This window comes from Pseudomonas sp. TWR1-1-3 (assembly GCF_049896805.1).
Lineage (GTDB): Bacteria > Pseudomonadota > Gammaproteobacteria > Pseudomonadales > Pseudomonadaceae > Aquipseudomonas > Aquipseudomonas bubulae.
Window position 1 is genome coordinate 305,397 of record NZ_JAFCUZ010000003.1, and the last position, 14,861, is coordinate 320,257.

Below are 14,861 nucleotides of genomic sequence, written 5' to 3' on the forward strand. Positions count from 1 at the left end.
CCCGAGGCTTTACCCGTTGAAATCACTTTGCGCATTGTTTTTAGTCGTCTTGCTGGGAGGCTGTGCCACGTTGGACGTACCCCGTGAACCCACCCAGGCGTTACCCGCCGCAGACTCGGCCTTTGGCCGCTCGATCCAGGCCCAGGCCGCGCCGTATCAAGGTCGCTCGGGGTTCAGGCTGCTGCCCAACAGCGGCGAAGCCTTCAGGGCCCGGGCCGAGTTGATTCGCAACGCGCAAACCAGCCTCGACCTGCAGTACTACATCGTCCACGACGGCTTGAGTACGCGCATGCTGATTGACGAATTGCTCAAGGCCGCAGATCGCGGCGTGCGTGTGCGCATCCTGCTCGATGACACCGCCAGTGATGGCCTGGACGATATCCTGGCCACCCTCGCCGCTCATCCCAATATCCAGATTCGCCTGTTCAACCCCCTGCAACTGGGCCGTGGAACGGGTGTAACCCGGGCGATGGGAAGGCTGTTCAACCTCTCGCGCCAGCACCGGCGCATGCACAACAAACTCTGGCTGGCCGATAACAGTGCGGCGATCGTGGGCGGGCGCAATCTGGGCGATGAGTACTTCGATGCCAAGCCGGAGCTGAATTTTACCGATATCGACCTGCTTGGCGTCGGCCCGGTGGCCGAGCAGTTGGGGCACAGCTTCGATCAGTACTGGAACAGTGCCCTGAGCCAGCCGATTGGTGATTTTGTCTCCTCGCAACTCTCTGAGCAGGAGCTGGGCAAGGCGCGCAAACAACTGGAGACCTCGCTCAAGCGTGCGCAGCAACGCAACCCGGCGCTCTATCAGGAGCTGGCCTCATACGAAACCCGCCCGCAGCTCGACGTGTGGCGCAAGGAGCTGATCTGGGCCTGGAATCAGGCGCTGTGGGATGCTCCGAGCAAGGTGCTGGCCCGGGATGAGCCTGACCCGCATCTACTGCTGACCACACAACTGGCGCCGGAGCTGGTAGGCGTTAATCAGGAGCTGATTCTGGTTTCAGCCTACTTTGTGCCGGGTGAAACCGGGCTGGTGTACCTCACGGGCCGCGCCGATGCCGGGGTCGATGTACGTTTATTGACCAACTCCCTGGAGGCTACTGACGTGCCCGTGGTGCATGGCGGTTATGCACCCTATCGCAAGGCGCTGCTGGAGCATGGGGTCAAACTCTTCGAATTGCGCCGCCAGCCGGGCAGCAGCGGTGGCAGTGGCCCGCACTGGTTCAAGCCCGGGATGAGTTCGGATTCGAGCCTGCACAGCAAGGCGATGATCTTTGATCGGCAAAAATCCTTTATCGGTTCATTCAATTTCGATCCGCGTTCAGGCTTGTGGAACACCGAAGTCGGCGTGCTGGTGGACAGCCCCGAGCTGGCCGCCGAGGTCCGCAAACTGGCGTTGCAGGGCATGGCCCCGGCCTTGAGCTATGAGCCGAAACTGGAGCAGGGCAAGATGGTCTGGGTGACCGAAGACAATGGCCAGTTGCACACTTTGCATCATGAACCGGGCAACTGGTGGCGGCGGCTCAATGCCTGGTTCAGCAAAAGTGTGGGGCTGGAAAAAATGCTCTGATTGGCGGCTGCCCTCTCCCCAACCCTCTCCCGGAGGGAGAGGGATCTGATCGACGGCGATTCTATAGACGTATGCGACCAGCACGGCGAAACAAGTCGCCCAACGCATGTCTGTGCTCCAATTATGTGGTGTAAAAACCATTGTGGGAGCGGGCTTGCTCGCGATGAAGGCACCGCGGTCTGTCAATCAGACCCGGTGCTGTCATCGCGGGCAAGCCCGCTCCCACAGGGTGTTGCGTTTAGAGGATTACAGCTTGATCCAGGTGGACTTCAGCTCGGTGTATTTATCAAACGCGTGCAGAGACTTGTCACGGCCGTTGCCCGACTGTTTGAAGCCACCAAACGGCGCGGTCATGTCGCCGCCATCGTATTGGTTGACCCATACGCTACCGGCGCGCAGGGCCTTGGCGGTCAGGTGAGCCTTGGAGATATCGGCCGTCCAGACGGCTGCCGCCAGGCCGTATGGCGTGTCGTTGGCAATCTTGATGGCCTCTTCGGCACTGTCGAAGGTGATAACCGACAATACCGGGCCGAAGATTTCTTCCTGGGCGATTTTCATCGCATTGCTGACGCCGTCGAAAATGGTCGGTTCAACGTAGGTGCCGCCGGTTTCTTGCAGAATTTGATTACCGCCTGCTACCAGTTTTGCGCCTTCGCTATGGCCGGACTTGATGTACGACAGCACGGTGTTCATTTGCTGGGTATCCACCAGCGCGCCCACGGTGGTTTCCGGGTCCAGCGGGTTGCCGGGCTTCCAGCCCTTGAGGGCGTCGATCACCAGCGGCAGGAACTTGTCCTTGATCGAGCGCTCCACCAGCAGGCGCGAACCCGCAGTGCAAACTTCACCCTGGTTAAAGGCAATGGCGCTGGCAGCGGCTTCGGCAGCCGCTTGCAGATCCGGCGCATCAGCGAAAACGATGTTCGGGCTCTTGCCACCGGCCTCAAGCCAGATGCGCTTCATGTTGGACTCGCCAGCGTAGATCATCAGCTGCTTGGCGATTTTGGTCGAACCGGTAAACACCAGCGTATCGACGTCCATATGCAGGGCCAGCGCCTTGCCGACCGTGTGGCCGTAGCCTGGCAGCACGTTGAAGACGCCCGCTGGAATGCCGGCTTCAACGGCCAGCGCAGCGATACGGATAGCCGTCAGAGGGGACTTTTCGGACGGCTTGAGGATGACCGAGTTACCGGTCGACAGGGCCGGGCCCAGTTTCCAGCAGGCCATCATCAGCGGGAAGTTCCACGGCACAATGGCAGCGACAACGCCCACCGGCTCGCGGGTTACCAAGCCCAGTTGGTCGTGCGGGGTGGCGGCGACTTCGTCGTAGATCTTGTCGATGGCCTCGCCGCTCCAGCTCAGCGCGCCGGCAGCACCGGGCACATCGATGTGCAGGGAGTCACTGATCGGCTTGCCCATGTCCAGGGTTTCAAGCAGGGCCAGTTCTTCAGCGTTTTGCTTGAGCAGGCCGGCAAAGCGGATCATTGCGGCTTTGCGCTTGGCCGGAGCCAGGCGGGACCAGACGCCGGACTCGAACGTCTTGCGGGCCACTTCCACGGCGCGCTGGGCGTCAGCGCTGTCGCAGCTGGCAACCTTACCCAGCAAACGGCCATCGACCGGGCTCAGACACTCGAACGTTTCATTGGAGACCGCATCGGTGTATTCACCGTTGATGAAGGCGCGACCTTCGATTTTCAGCTGTTGGGCCCGTTGTTCCCAGTCAGCACGCGTCAGGGTGGTCATTCGAGTGTCCTCCTCTTGTTGAAATGGAAGCGCCACCCTAAACCAGTGGCCCTGGAACTTTCAATATATTTGACACAGGTGGCGTAAACACCATGGCTTGTTCGTTTTAATAAACATAGACTTTAATTTTGCTGACCACACATGCCGCAATTTCGGGGGGATAACAAAGATGAGCATCGCAAGCGTAGTCGACTTCAGCACTGCCAATACCCAGGCTGAACGTTTTAGCCCGGCCCCGGAAAAGGTACTTAAAGGCAACCCTGAGCAAGTTATCCACAACCACTACGACAGCCCCTGTGGGCAAATGAACGCCGGGGTGTGGGAAGGAGCTGTGGGCCAGTGGACCGTCAATTACACCGAGCACGAATACTGCGAGATCGTGCAGGGCGTTTCCGTTTTGCGTGACCATGAAGGTAACGCCAAGACCCTGCGCGCCGGCGATCGCTTTGTCATCCCCGCGGGATTCAAAGGGACATGGGAAGTGCTGGAGCCCTGTCGGAAAATTTACGTAGTCTTTGAGAGCAAGGCCTGAGACAGCTGATCCAGAGCCTTCAACAAGCCCTGCCACGCTTTGATGGCGGGGCTTTTTTATGCCTGCCCTCCAGGGCTACAGGCTACAAATTCAGAAATACGTCGCCAGCGCCCTTCGCGTCAATGTGAGCCAGTCTTGAGAGAACGCCGGGCACTTAAGGAATGAGCAGGCCCGCAGCGTTATTTCATTTATCTGAAAACAGGGAAGACCCATGTCCAGTCTGAATACTTTGAAACGCCTGTTGTTGACCACCAGCGTCCTGCTGGGGTTTTGCTCCATGCCCGCGATGGCTGAGGAGGACGGCAAGTGCAAAACGGTTGCGATCAATTTTCTGGTTGCGCCTGAGGCGACGCCTGCTTTGCTGGAGATGCTGCGCCGGGAGTCCGGGGCAACCGAGTTGCGTGTCGAGAGGCCGGGCATAGGCTACACCCGAGAGCACAACGCAGACCGCCTTCGCGTGGTCGTCGACGAAAACAACCTTATGCAGAGCTATATGTGCGGCTAAGGCTGACAAACGCGCACAAAAAAGGCCCGTATCGTGAGATATGGGCCTTTTTCGTAAGAAGAAAAACCAATTACTTGATTTTGGCTTCTTTGTAGATCACGTGCTTGCGAACCCGCGGATCGAATTTTTTGATTTCGATTTTGTCCGGAGTGGTGCGCTTGTTCTTATCAGTGGTGTAGAAATGGCCTGTACCAGCGCTCGACACCAAACGGATCAATTCACGCATGATTAGCTCCCTTAGATCTTGCCAGCACGGCGGATTTCGGCCAGCACGACAGTGATGCCACGCTTGTCGATGATACGCATGCCTTTAGCAGATACGCGCAGACGTACGAAACGTTTCTCTTCTTCAACCCAGAAGCGGTGATGCTGCAGGTTCGGCAGGAAACGACGACGGGTTTTGTTATTTGCGTGGGAAATGTTATTCCCAGTCACCGGACCCTTACCGGTAACTTGACAGACTCTCGACATGCCTCAGCCCTCTAAAACCACATGCCCAACCCGGCATGGGTTGGCCGCTTAATCTCTCAGTCATGGCGCCAGGCGCCGCGTTTCTTTAAGGGTCTTACCGGCTACACCTACAAACGCAGGAACCGGGCCCCTAGAAAAGAGCGCTGCTTTATACCAGAAAGACTAAAGAGCAACAACAAGCAGTGTGATTTGGTGTAATTAATGAAGCCGCCATTTTAACGCCAATCCGCGCGGCGTCTATGCCTTGTGGCGTTTTACCGCTCGTCGCTGGGTGAAAGGTTTCGGGGGCTGGTGCCCGCTCGTAGCCGCTGCCGAAGGCTGCGATCGAGCACGTAGGGGTCGCCTTTTCATGCTTGCTCAAGGCCCTGGAAGCCCTTTCCCGGCCTGCGACAGCGACTACAGGATGTCGAATGCCATTAAAAAGTGGTCATTTGAGTACCAGAACACTAGGGTAAGACTTTTCCAGACTGCACTTGCAGATGGGCCTTATCGACTTGTACAGGAAACAGATCATGCGCCTCGCTGCCGTCCCCTTTTTGCTCACCTTTTGCCTGAGCCCGCTCGTACACGCGGCCACCTTGAGCGTTTGCACCGAGGCCAGCCCTGAAGGGTTCGACGTTGTGCAGTACAACTCGCTCAGTACCACCAATGCCTCGGCAGACGTGCTGATGAACCGCCTGCTGGACTTTGACGCTAAAGCCGCGAAGCTGGTGCCTTCGCTGGCGCAAAGCTGGTCAGTGTCCCCTGATGGTCTTGTGTACGATTTCAAGCTGCGTCCCGGGATCAAGTTCCACAGCACGCCTTATTTTTCCCCCAGCCGTGAGTTGAATGCCGATGACGTGCGTTTCAGCTTCGAACGCATGCTTGACCCTGCCAACCCATGGCACAAGGTGGCGCAAAGCGGTTTTCCCCACGCGCAATCCTTGCAGTTGCCTGAGCTGATCAAAAAAATTGAAACTCCGGATCCGCTGACCGTGCGCTTCACCCTGAGTCGCCCTGATTCGACCTTCTTGCCAGCGCTGAGCATGGGCTTTGCCTCGATCTACTCGGCTGAATATGCCGACAAGCTGATGAAAGCAGGCACACCGGAGCTGATGAACAGCCAGCCGATAGGTACCGGGCCTTTTGTATTCAACCGTTTCCAGAAAGACGCGGTGGTGCGCTACAAGGCCAACCCGGACTACTTTGCCGGCAAGCCAGCCGTTGACGGGCTGATTTTTGCCATCACCCCGGACGCCAACGTGCGGCTGCAAAAATTGCGTCGCAATGAATGCCAGATTGCTCTCTCGCCCAAGCCGCTGGACGTCGCAGCTGCCGCCAAGGATCCAGCGCTGGCTGTAGCGCAGACCCCGGCCTTCATGACCGCGTTTGTGGCCATCAATAGCCAGCATCCACCGCTGGATAAACCCGAGGTACGTCAGGCCATCAATCTGGCTTTCGACAAGGACACTTATCTCAAGGCCGTGTTTGAAAACAGCGCCCAAGCGGCCAACGGTATTTACCCGGCGACCACCTGGAGTTATGCCAAAGACTTGCCGGGCTATGCCCACAATCCGCAAAAAGCCCGTGAATTACTGGCCAGGGCGGGTCTGAAAGACGGCTTCAAAACCACGATCTGGACGCGCCCGACAGGCAGCGTGCTCAATCCCAACCCGAGCCTTGGCGCGCAGTTGCTGCAAGCCGACCTGGCCAAGGTGGGTGTCCAGGCCGATATCCGCGTGATCGAATGGGGCGAGCTGATCCGTCGCGCCAAGGCTGGCGAGCATGACCTGCTGTTTATGGGCTGGGCAGGCGATAACGGTGACCCGGACAACTTCCTCACGCCGCAGTTTTCCTGTGCGGCAGTGAAATCCGGAACCAACTTTGTGCGTTATTGCGACAAGGCGCTGGACGGTTTGATCAGCCAGGGCAAGACCCTGACCGATCAGGACAAACGCAGTGCTTTGTATCAAAAGGCGCAAGCGCAGATCCAGCAACAGGCGCTGTGGCTACCGCTGGCCCATCCAACGGCCTACGCACTGACCCGTAAAGACGTACAGGGATATCAGGTGAGTCCGTTTGGGCGCCAAGACTTTTCAACAGTCAGCGTTAAGCCCTGAGCCTTACATCCAGCCGCGCTCGACCATTGAAAGCGGCTGGCCGTCACCGACTATAAAATGATCCAGCACCCGCACTTCGATCAGATCCAGCGCCTGGATCAGGCGCTTGGTCAACGTGCGGTCAGCCTGGCTGGGGTCGCTGATGCCCGAGGGATGGTTGTGGCAGAAAATCACCGCTGCCGCATTGTGCGCCAGGGCACGCTTGACCACCTGGCGCGGGTAGACACTGGCGCTGTCTATCGAGCCCCTGAACAGCACCTCGAAGGCCAGCATGCGGTGCCTGGAGTCCAGAAACAGGCAGCCGAAGGCTTCGTGCGGCTCATGGCGCAGCAATGACTTGAGATAATCCCGAACGACTTGCGGGCTCTCCAGCGCGCTGTCGCGGCGCAAGCGTTCGGCCAGGTGGCGGCGGCTCATTTCGAGTACGGCCTGCAACTGGCTGAACTTGGCCGGGCCCAGCCCGAGCGGGAGACAGAATGCGCGCAGATCGGCTTCGAGCAAGGCCCGCAGGCTGCCAAACTCGCTGAGCAGATGGCGCGCCAGATCGACTGCACTTTTGCCCGAAACCCCGGTGCGCAAGAAGATTGCCAGCAGTTCGGCGTCTGAAAGACTGCCTGATCCGTGTTGCAAAAGCTTCTCCCGCGGGCGCTCCGCCGCAGGCCAATCTCGAATGCTCATAACACCTCCTTGTAAATGGGCGCCGCTGTTCCCTGGCAGGCGCTGTGTTATCTTAGCCCATCATTTTTGCGCGGCATTTGGCCATTTTCTGCGCAGTCATCATCGAACTAAAAGGCAGGCCTATGCAGCGGCTGTATCGAAAACGCATTGTTTTGGGCGTCGGCGGCGGCATCGCGGCTTACAAGAGTGCAGAGCTGGTTCGCCGTCTACTGGACCAAGGCGCGGAAGTAAGGGTTGTCATGACCCGTGGCGGCAGCGAATTCATCACGCCTCTGACCATGCAGGCGTTGTCCGGGCACCCCGTTCATCTGGATTTGCTCGACCCTGCGGCTGAAGCGGCCATGGGGCATATCGAGCTGGCCAAGTGGGCCGACCTGGTACTGATTGCACCTGCAACCGCTGACCTGATTGCCCGCCTTGCCCAAGGCCTGGCCAATGACCTGCTGACCACCCTGGTGCTCGCCACGGATGCCACGGTTGCCATCGCTCCGGCGATGAACCAGGCCATGTGGCGCGACCCGGCCACCCAGGCCAATACCCGGTTGCTCGAAAGCCGCGGCCTGCGCGTGTTTGGCCCGGCCTCCGGAAGCCAGGCCTGTGGCGACGTGGGCTTTGGCCGCATGCTCGAAGCGGATGATCTGGTGAGCTGCGCCGCCGAGTGTTTTCAGCGTCAGGTGCTAACCGGCAAGCACGTGCTGATCACCGCAGGCCCTACCCAGGAAAACATCGACCCGGTGCGCTACATCACCAACCACAGCTCCGGAAAAATGGGCTTCGCCCTGGCTGAAGCAGCAGTGGAAGCCGGCGCCCGTGTGACCCTGATTACCGGCCCGGTACACCTGCCGACCCCGGATCGCGTGACCCGTATCGACGTGGTCAGTGCCCGTGACATGCTCGCAGCCTGTGAGGCGGCGATCCCCTGTGACGTGTTTATAGCGTCTGCTGCTGTTGCAGACTACCGCCCAGAAGTCATTGCCCCGCAAAAACTAAAGAAAGACCCTACCAAGGGTGACGGCCTGTTGCTGCAAATGGTGCGCAATCCAGACATTCTGGCCACTATCGCTTCACGCCCTGATCGCCCTTTCAGTGTCGGCTTTGCCGCAGAAACCGAGAACTTGCTCGATTACGCTGCGCGCAAGCTCAAAGACAAAAACCTCGACCTGATTGTCGCCAATGATGTGGCCAACCCCAGCATCGGTTTCAACAGCGAAGAGAACGCCTGCAGCGTGATCGATCGCGAACTGCACGCCACCGTATTTGCCCAGACCAGCAAGGGCAAGATTGCCCGCCAGCTGGTCACTTTTATCGCCGAACGTCTGAACCAGGTTTAACTCGTATGCACGCTTTGCAAGCCAAAATCCTCGACCCTCGCATTGGTAACGAATTCCCGCTGCCGCAGTACGCCACTCCTGGCTCTGCCGGCCTGGACCTGCGCGCCATGCTTAAAGAAGACACCGTTCTGGAGCCGGGCCAGACCCTGCTGATCCCCACCGGCCTGTCGGTGTACATCGGCGACCCGGGCCTTGCCGCCCTGATCCTGCCGCGCTCGGGCCTGGGCCATAAGCACGGTATCGTACTGGGGAACCTGGTCGGCCTTATCGACTCTGACTATCAAGGCGAACTGATGGTGTCGTGCTGGAACCGTGGCCAGACCGCCTTCAACATCACCATCGGCGAGCGTATCGCTCAACTGGTGCTGGTGCCGGTAGTGCAGGCGCACTTTGAGCTGGTCGAAGAGTTCGACGAAAGCCAGCGTGGCGCTGGCGGTTTTGGCCACTCCGGCAAGCTCTGATTTGTATTTCAAGGCCAGGCGTCCTGCCTGGCCTTTCACGCATCCCCGAACCCCTCTGAACATGGAGTCTCCCCCTACAATGAGTAGCTCAGCTTCGGTCGCACCGAAATTCCCTGACAGCATTTTTCGCGCCTACGATATTCGTGGCGTGGTGCCGGAAACCTTGACGGCTGAAACCGCGTACTGGATAGGCCGCGCCATTGGCGCCGAGAGCCTGGCCAAGGGTGAGCCCCATGTGTCGGTAGGTCGGGATGGGCGCTTGTCTGGCCCTGAGCTGGTCGAACGCCTGATCCAGGGTGTGGCGGACAGTGGCTGCCAGGTCAGTGATGTGGGGCTGGTGCCGACACCCGCCCTGTATTACGCGGCTAACGTATTGGCAGGCAAGTCGGGGGTCATGCTCACAGGCAGCCACAACCCGTCGAACTACAACGGTTTTAAAATCGTGATCGCGGGCGATACGCTGGCCAACGAACAAATTCAGGCATTGCATACACGCCTGAAAACCAACGATTTGACCTGGGGCGAAGGCAGCATTGAACGCGTTGACATCTTGTCGCGCTACGCCGAAGTGATTACCCGTGACATCAAGTTGGCCAAGCCCTTGAAGGTAGTGGTCGATTGCGGCAACGGCGCTGCTGGCGTGATTGCACCGCAACTGATTGAAGCGTTGGGTTGTGAAGTGATCCCGTTGTTCTGTGAGGTGGATGGCAACTTCCCCAACCATCACCCTGACCCGGGCAAGCCGGAAAACCTCGTGGACCTGATTGCCAAGGTCAAGGAAAGCAATGCCGATGTAGGCCTGGCCTTCGATGGTGATGGCGATCGCGTGGGCGTGGTGACCAACACCGGCACCATGGTGTTCCCGGACCGTTTGCTGATGTTGTTTGCCCAGGATGTCCTGGAGCTTAACCCGGCAGCCGAGGTCATTTTCGACGTGAAGTGCACACGTCGACTGGCACCCTGGATTGAAGCCTGTGGCGGCCGCCCGCTGATGTGGAAAACCGGTCACTCCCTGATCAAAAAGAAAATGAAAGAAACCGGCGCCCTGCTGGCTGGTGAAATGAGCGGGCATATCTTTTTCAAAGAGCGCTGGTTCGGTTTTGACGACGGTATCTACAGCGCTGCGCGCCTGCTGGAGATCCTCAGCAAGCGTCAGGCAACCGCTGAAGAGCTGTTTGAGACCTTCCCGAACGATATTTCTACGCCTGAAATCAATATCGATGTGACGGACGAGAGCAAATTCAGCATCATTGAGGCTCTGCACGATGCTCAATGGGGCGAGGCCGCCGAGTTGACGTCCATTGATGGTGTGCGGGTTGACTACCCTCATGGCTGGGGCCTGGTTCGCGCCTCCAACACCACGCCGGTGCTGGTGCTGCGATTCGAGGCCGAAACAGAGGCCGAACTGCAACGCATCAAGGATGTCTTTCACGCTCAATTGAAGCGTGTGGCACCTGATCTCCAACTACCGTTTTGATCGACTTGTTCTACCGGAGCCCTGAATGACCCTCGAACGTGATGCCGCCTCCAACGTCGCCAAGGTTTTGTCCGAAGCGCTGCCCTACATTCGCCGTTACGTCGGCAAGACGCTGGTGATCAAGTACGGCGGCAACGCTATGGAGAACGATGACCTGAAAACCGGCTTTGCCCGTGACATCGTGCTGATGAAGGCCGTGGGTATCAACCCGGTCGTAGTCCACGGTGGCGGCCCGCAAATCGGTGATCTGCTCAAGCGTTTATCCATCGAGAGCCATTTTATCGACGGCATGCGCGTGACCGACTCGCAAACCATGGATGTGGTGGAAATGGTGCTGGGCGGCCATGTGAACAAGGAAATCGTCAACCTGATCAACCGCCACGGCGGCAGTGCCATCGGCCTGACCGGTAAGGACGCGACGCTGATTCGCGCCAAAAAGATGGTCGTGACCCGTCAGACGCCGGAAATGACCAAGCCGGAAATCATCGACTTCGGTCATGTGGGCGAGGTCATCGACATCAATACCGACCTGCTGCACATGCTGACCAAGGGTGACTTCATCCCGGTTATCGCGCCAATCGGTGTGGGCGCCAATGGCGAGTCCTACAACATCAACGCCGACCTGGTGGCGGGCAAGGTTGCCGAAGCCCTCAAGGCCGAGAAACTGATGCTGCTGACCAACATCGCCGGCTTGATGGACAAGGAAGGCAAGGTGCTGACCGGCCTGACTACCGCTCAGGTGGATGACCTGATCGCCGACGGCACCATTTATGGTGGCATGCTGCCAAAAATCCGCTGCGCGCTGGAAGCCGTGCAAGGTGGCGTGACCACGGCGCATATCGTCGACGGTCGCGTGCCGAATGCCGTACTGCTGGAAATCTTCACCGATACCGGTGTGGGTACGCTGATTACCAACAGCAAACCGGCTTAAGCAGAACCAAAAAAAGCCCCGCCCGGAGTGATCCGGGCGGGGCTTTTTGATGGGCGAGGGGATTAAATCCCGTACTGCGCCCGGTACGCTTCAACGGCTGGCAGGTATTGCTTGAGGGTTTCGTCTTCGGCCAGGAACTGCAAAACCTGGTTCAACGAAACGATGCTGATCACCGGAATACCGAAGTCGCGCTCGACTTCCTGGATCGCCGACAGCTCGCCATTGCCGCGCTCCTGACGGTTGAGAGCAATCATCACGCCGGCCGCCTTGGCGCCCTGGGCCTGGATGATTTGCATCACTTCACGGATAGCGGTACCGGCCGTGATCACGTCGTCGATGATCAGGATATCGCCTTCAAGCGGCGAGCCAACCAGGCTACCGCCTTCGCCATGAGCCTTGGCTTCCTTGCGGTTGAAGCACCACGGCAGATCACGGTCGTGGTGCTCGGCAAGCGCTACGGCAGTGGTCGCCGCCAGGGGGATGCCCTTATAGGCCGGACCAAACAGCACGTCGAAGGAAATACCGCTGTCAACGATGGCGGCAGCATAGAAGCGCCCCAGCTGGGCCAGTGCAGAGCCGGTGTTGAACAGCCCGGCATTGAAGAAGTAAGGGCTGGTACGGCCCGACTTCAGGGTGAACTCACCGAAGCGCAAAACGCCACGATCGATGGCAAAGCGGATGAAATCGCGCTGATACGCTTGCATGAAAAAAGTCCCCAGATACCACGGATTTAGCTAATTAGTAAGACGGCGTGTATCATACACGCACGTGATTTTTGGGGCCATTTATGCGGATCATCAGTGTGAACGTCAATGGTATTCAGACGGCAGTCGAGCGCGGTTTGCTCAGTTGGCTGCAAGCTCAGAATGCCGACGTTATCTGCCTGCAGGACACCCGTGCCTCCGCCTTTGAACTGGACGATCCAGCCTACCAGCTCGATGGCTACTTTCTTTATGCCTGTGACGCCGAAGTCCCCGCCCAAGGTGGCGTGGCTTTGTACTCGCGGTTACAGCCGAAAGCAGTCATCACCGGGCTTGGCTTCGAGACGGCCGATCGCTACGGGCGCTACCTGCAAGCCGATTTCGATAAGGTCAGCATCGCGACCTTGCTGCTCCCTTCGGGGCAGAACGGCGATGAAGACTTGAATCAAAAATTCAAGCTAATGGACGACTTTGCCCGCTACCTGGATAAGCAGCGTCGCAAGCGTCGTGAGTACATCTACTGCGGCTCGCTGTATGTGGCGCAGCAGAAACTCGACATTAAAAACTGGCGCGACAGCCAGCAATCGCCCGGCTTCCTGGCGCCTGAACGGGCCTGGATGGATGAGATTGTCGGCAACATGGGATATGTCGATGCCCTGCGTGAAGTCAGTCGGGAAGGTGACCAGTACAGCTGGTGGCCGGATAACGAACAGGCCGAGATGCTGAATCTGGGCTGGCGTTTTGACTACCAGCTGCTGACACCGGGCTTGCGCCGCTTTGTACGAAGCGCTCGCATGCCGCGTCAGCCACGCTTCTCGCAGCACGCGCCATTGATCGTGGACTACGACTGGACACTGACTATCTAAGTGTTGATCGCAGATCCAGAAAAAGGCTCCCGCTCTGTTATCAAGGGCGGGGGCCTTTTTTGTATCCGAGGCACTTTCAGGCGAAACTGGGCGTTCGTTTATGCAAGGTGCGTATCCGGTACTGCAAAAGCACAGCGGCAATAAAAGTGACAACAGCCTGCAGTACGATGAATAGATAGATTGAAGGGCTATTAAAGTCATACAGGTAAATGACCGGGATAAACCCTGCAAGCATAAAGGTATTGATCAGTACTTGAGGGATCAGGGTGTCTCGCATTGCCCGCAAGTGGCTTGCCGTGAGCGAGAAGTAAAGCGAGCTCAATACCGACATGCATATCGCCACAAATCCTTCACTGGTAAACGTCAGCGAGCGGTCGCCAAAGATAAAAAACAAACCGCTTCCCAGCGCATAAAAACCCCCTGCAATCACGGCCATGAGCACGGCGGCGGCTAGTTGTCCGCGCGGGTAGATCTTGTCCGCATCCACGATATGCTGGCTGGTATAGACGCTATGAAGCTGAGCGAACGCTATGACCGGAATGCTGAGAAATCCGATAATAGACATACAGATCGAAAGATCGGCAACCAGGCTTTCATTCAGCGACAGCAGTTTGCCGTTAAGCAGGTAAAAGTACAATTTTTGCCCCGCTACCCCGGCGGCAATAGGAAAGCCCATTGAAACGACGTCTGCCAGTATTTTTGGCTTGACGAGGATGTGCCGGTATCCGAGCCGCATAGAGAGGCAGGCCAGGGAGATGAAGAGGGCTGTTTCGACAATCAAGAAGTAGCCAACAGCCAAGAAAACAAAGTCGTGCTTGCTGCAAAAAACAAAACAAAACATCAGGAATGCGCAGCCTGCACACGTGCACCACTTCTTTACGGTTGCACACGGCAAGGAGTGTCCAGAGGCTTCGTGGAAAAGATGGGTGAAGGTATTGATTACCAGCAAAGGGATGGCCGGAATATAAATAAGAGACAGGTAAAAAAGTTTATCCCTGTCAAGGCTGTCCAGAAAACGGATGGAGGGGAGGTAAGCGAATACGGCAAGGGCTGCGGCAAACGCAATGGCAGCGAATAAAACCGCTATCGACAGTCCGCTCTCAAAGATTGCCTGGGGAGTGAGCGCATTTTTTTGATGATGAACGATATTGCCAATGGCCGCCAGCGGCATGTAGAAAAGGGTAGATATAACTGAAAAGATCGCCAGGACATAGGCGAACACAGGAAGATCGGCAATATTCTTGTGCGCGAGCAGCGCCGCAGCGATGGAAATGCCAAAAAATGGAAAGAGTCGACTGACAATAAAATTCCATAAGTTTTCCTTTAGATTTTGCTCATAGGTCAACTTCACGTTCGACGTTTCCATAGGGTTATCATGTAATGCCCAAATATAGGCTAACAGGCATCCCTATAAGTTCGCATATCCAAGATAAGATGATGCCAGATTTCATCCACTTCCAGCGCGGGTGGCAGGACGGGATACATTGCTTGGTATTTTTATT

General features: G+C 57.5%; 14 protein-coding genes and 1 pseudogene. 9 read left to right on the forward strand and 6 right to left on the reverse strand.

Annotation, left to right across the window (positions count from 1 at the left end):
• The first annotated feature begins 16 nt into the window (after nt 1-16).
• Nucleotides 17-1,567 (forward strand): phospholipase D family protein, encoded by a 1,551-nt coding sequence (locus ACP7BE_RS14230; RefSeq protein ID WP_426106263.1) that lies wholly within the window; start codon nt 17-19, stop codon nt 1,565-1,567.
• Between the two features lie 246 nt (nt 1,568-1,813).
• Here ACP7BE_RS14230 and ACP7BE_RS14235 read toward each other — a convergent pair whose 3' ends face one another.
• The gene (locus ACP7BE_RS14235; RefSeq protein ID WP_094999728.1) at nt 1,814-3,307 is read right to left on the reverse strand and encodes an aldehyde dehydrogenase; all 1,494 of its coding nucleotides are present in this window, start codon (nt 3,305-3,307) and stop codon (nt 1,814-1,816) included.
• 169 nt (nt 3,308-3,476) lie between these two features.
• Between ACP7BE_RS14235 and ACP7BE_RS14240 the strand changes: the two genes are divergently transcribed.
• Both ACP7BE_RS14240 and ACP7BE_RS14245 read left to right on the forward strand, forming a co-directional pair.
• Nucleotides 3,477-3,839 carry a cupin domain-containing protein gene (locus ACP7BE_RS14240; RefSeq protein ID WP_094999727.1) on the forward strand — a complete coding sequence of 121 codons (363 nt, stop codon included), beginning with the start codon at nt 3,477-3,479 and terminating at the stop codon, nt 3,837-3,839.
• 211 nt (nt 3,840-4,050) lie between these two features.
• Nucleotides 4,051-4,344 (forward strand): I78 family peptidase inhibitor, encoded by a 294-nt coding sequence (locus ACP7BE_RS14245; protein WP_094999726.1) that lies wholly within the window; start codon nt 4,051-4,053, stop codon nt 4,342-4,344.
• 70 nt (nt 4,345-4,414) lie between these two features.
• On the opposite strand, the gene rpmG is transcribed toward ACP7BE_RS14245, so the two are convergent.
• Both rpmG and rpmB read right to left on the reverse strand, forming a co-directional pair.
• The gene (gene rpmG / locus ACP7BE_RS14250) at nt 4,415-4,570 is read right to left on the reverse strand and encodes a 50S ribosomal protein L33 (protein ID WP_003437824.1); all 156 of its coding nucleotides are present in this window, start codon (nt 4,568-4,570) and stop codon (nt 4,415-4,417) included.
• Between the two features lie 11 nt (nt 4,571-4,581).
• The gene (gene rpmB / locus ACP7BE_RS14255; protein WP_019410280.1) at nt 4,582-4,815 is read right to left on the reverse strand and encodes a 50S ribosomal protein L28; all 234 of its coding nucleotides are present in this window, start codon (nt 4,813-4,815) and stop codon (nt 4,582-4,584) included.
• A 512-nt stretch (nt 4,816-5,327) separates the two neighbouring features.
• On the opposite strand from rpmB, the gene ACP7BE_RS14260 reads away from it, so the two are divergent.
• Entirely contained in the window at nt 5,328-6,914 is a 1,587-nt protein-coding gene (locus ACP7BE_RS14260) for an ABC transporter substrate-binding protein (RefSeq protein WP_426106267.1), read from the forward strand.
• A gap of 3 nt (nt 6,915-6,917) precedes the next feature.
• On the opposite strand, the gene radC is transcribed toward ACP7BE_RS14260, so the two are convergent.
• Nucleotides 6,918-7,592, reverse strand: coding sequence for a RadC family protein (radC, locus tag ACP7BE_RS14265; RefSeq protein ID WP_095017867.1), 675 nt, complete (start codon nt 7,590-7,592; stop codon nt 6,918-6,920).
• A gap of 122 nt (nt 7,593-7,714) precedes the next feature.
• Here radC and coaBC point away from each other — a divergent pair, with 122 nt between their 5' ends.
• The 4 genes and pseudogenes from coaBC to argB all read left to right on the forward strand — a co-directional run bounded on the left by coaBC (nt 7,715) and on the right by argB (nt 11,792).
• Complete coding sequence (gene coaBC, locus ACP7BE_RS14270; RefSeq protein WP_094999723.1) at nt 7,715-8,923, forward strand: bifunctional phosphopantothenoylcysteine decarboxylase/phosphopantothenate--cysteine ligase CoaBC; 1,209 nt, start codon at nt 7,715-7,717, stop codon at nt 8,921-8,923.
• Between the two features lie 5 nt (nt 8,924-8,928).
• Nucleotides 8,929-9,384: a dUTP diphosphatase gene (gene dut / locus ACP7BE_RS14275; RefSeq protein WP_016782694.1), complete on the forward strand. Its 456-nt coding sequence runs from the start codon at nt 8,929-8,931 to the stop codon at nt 9,382-9,384.
• Nucleotides 9,385-9,439: 55 nt separating this feature from the next.
• Nucleotides 9,440-10,861 (forward strand): annotated as a pseudogene (locus tag ACP7BE_RS14280) (phosphomannomutase/phosphoglucomutase); the annotation flags it as partial.
• A gap of 25 nt (nt 10,862-10,886) precedes the next feature.
• On the forward strand, nt 10,887-11,792 hold the full coding sequence (gene argB, locus ACP7BE_RS14285; protein ID WP_016782696.1) for an acetylglutamate kinase: 906 nt from the start codon (nt 10,887-10,889) through the stop codon (nt 11,790-11,792).
• 62 nt (nt 11,793-11,854) lie between these two features.
• On the opposite strand, the gene pyrE is transcribed toward argB, so the two are convergent.
• On the reverse strand, nt 11,855-12,496 hold the full coding sequence (pyrE, locus tag ACP7BE_RS14290) for an orotate phosphoribosyltransferase (RefSeq protein ID WP_094999720.1): 642 nt from the start codon (nt 12,494-12,496) through the stop codon (nt 11,855-11,857).
• Between the two features lie 83 nt (nt 12,497-12,579).
• Between pyrE and ACP7BE_RS14295 the strand changes: the two genes are divergently transcribed.
• Entirely contained in the window at nt 12,580-13,359 is a 780-nt protein-coding gene (locus ACP7BE_RS14295; protein WP_016782698.1) for an exodeoxyribonuclease III, read from the forward strand.
• Between the two features lie 76 nt (nt 13,360-13,435).
• Here ACP7BE_RS14295 and ACP7BE_RS14300 read toward each other — a convergent pair whose 3' ends face one another.
• A complete protein-coding gene (locus ACP7BE_RS14300; protein WP_130872188.1) occupies nt 13,436-14,710 on the reverse strand; it encodes a hypothetical protein in 1,275 nt (424 codons plus the stop codon).
• Nucleotides 14,711-14,861: the final 151 nt, after the last annotated feature.

Excerpts from the sequence above, each read along its gene's own strand:
- ACP7BE_RS14240 (WP_094999727.1), top strand. The coding sequence starts at position 3,477 with ATGAGCATCGCAAGCGTAGTCGACTTCAGCACTGCCAATACCCAGGCT.
- pyrE (WP_094999720.1), bottom strand. The coding sequence starts at position 12,496 with ATGCAAGCGTATCAGCGCGATTTCATCCGCTTTGCCATCGATCGTGGC.
- argB (WP_016782696.1), top strand. The coding sequence starts at position 10,887 with ATGACCCTCGAACGTGATGCCGCCTCCAACGTCGCCAAGGTTTTGTCC.
- ACP7BE_RS14245 (WP_094999726.1), top strand. The coding sequence starts at position 4,051 with ATGTCCAGTCTGAATACTTTGAAACGCCTGTTGTTGACCACCAGCGTC.
- dut (WP_016782694.1), top strand. The coding sequence starts at position 8,929 with ATGCACGCTTTGCAAGCCAAAATCCTCGACCCTCGCATTGGTAACGAA.
- coaBC (WP_094999723.1), top strand. The coding sequence starts at position 7,715 with ATGCAGCGGCTGTATCGAAAACGCATTGTTTTGGGCGTCGGCGGCGGC.
- rpmG (WP_003437824.1), bottom strand. The coding sequence starts at position 4,570 with ATGCGTGAATTGATCCGTTTGGTGTCGAGCGCTGGTACAGGCCATTTC.
- ACP7BE_RS14235 (WP_094999728.1), bottom strand. The coding sequence starts at position 3,307 with ATGACCACCCTGACGCGTGCTGACTGGGAACAACGGGCCCAACAGCTG.
- rpmB (WP_019410280.1), bottom strand. The coding sequence starts at position 4,815 with ATGTCGAGAGTCTGTCAAGTTACCGGTAAGGGTCCGGTGACTGGGAAT.
- ACP7BE_RS14295 (WP_016782698.1), top strand. The coding sequence starts at position 12,580 with ATGCGGATCATCAGTGTGAACGTCAATGGTATTCAGACGGCAGTCGAG.
- ACP7BE_RS14260 (WP_426106267.1), top strand. The coding sequence starts at position 5,328 with ATGCGCCTCGCTGCCGTCCCCTTTTTGCTCACCTTTTGCCTGAGCCCG.
- radC (WP_095017867.1), bottom strand. The coding sequence starts at position 7,592 with ATGAGCATTCGAGATTGGCCTGCGGCGGAGCGCCCGCGGGAGAAGCTT.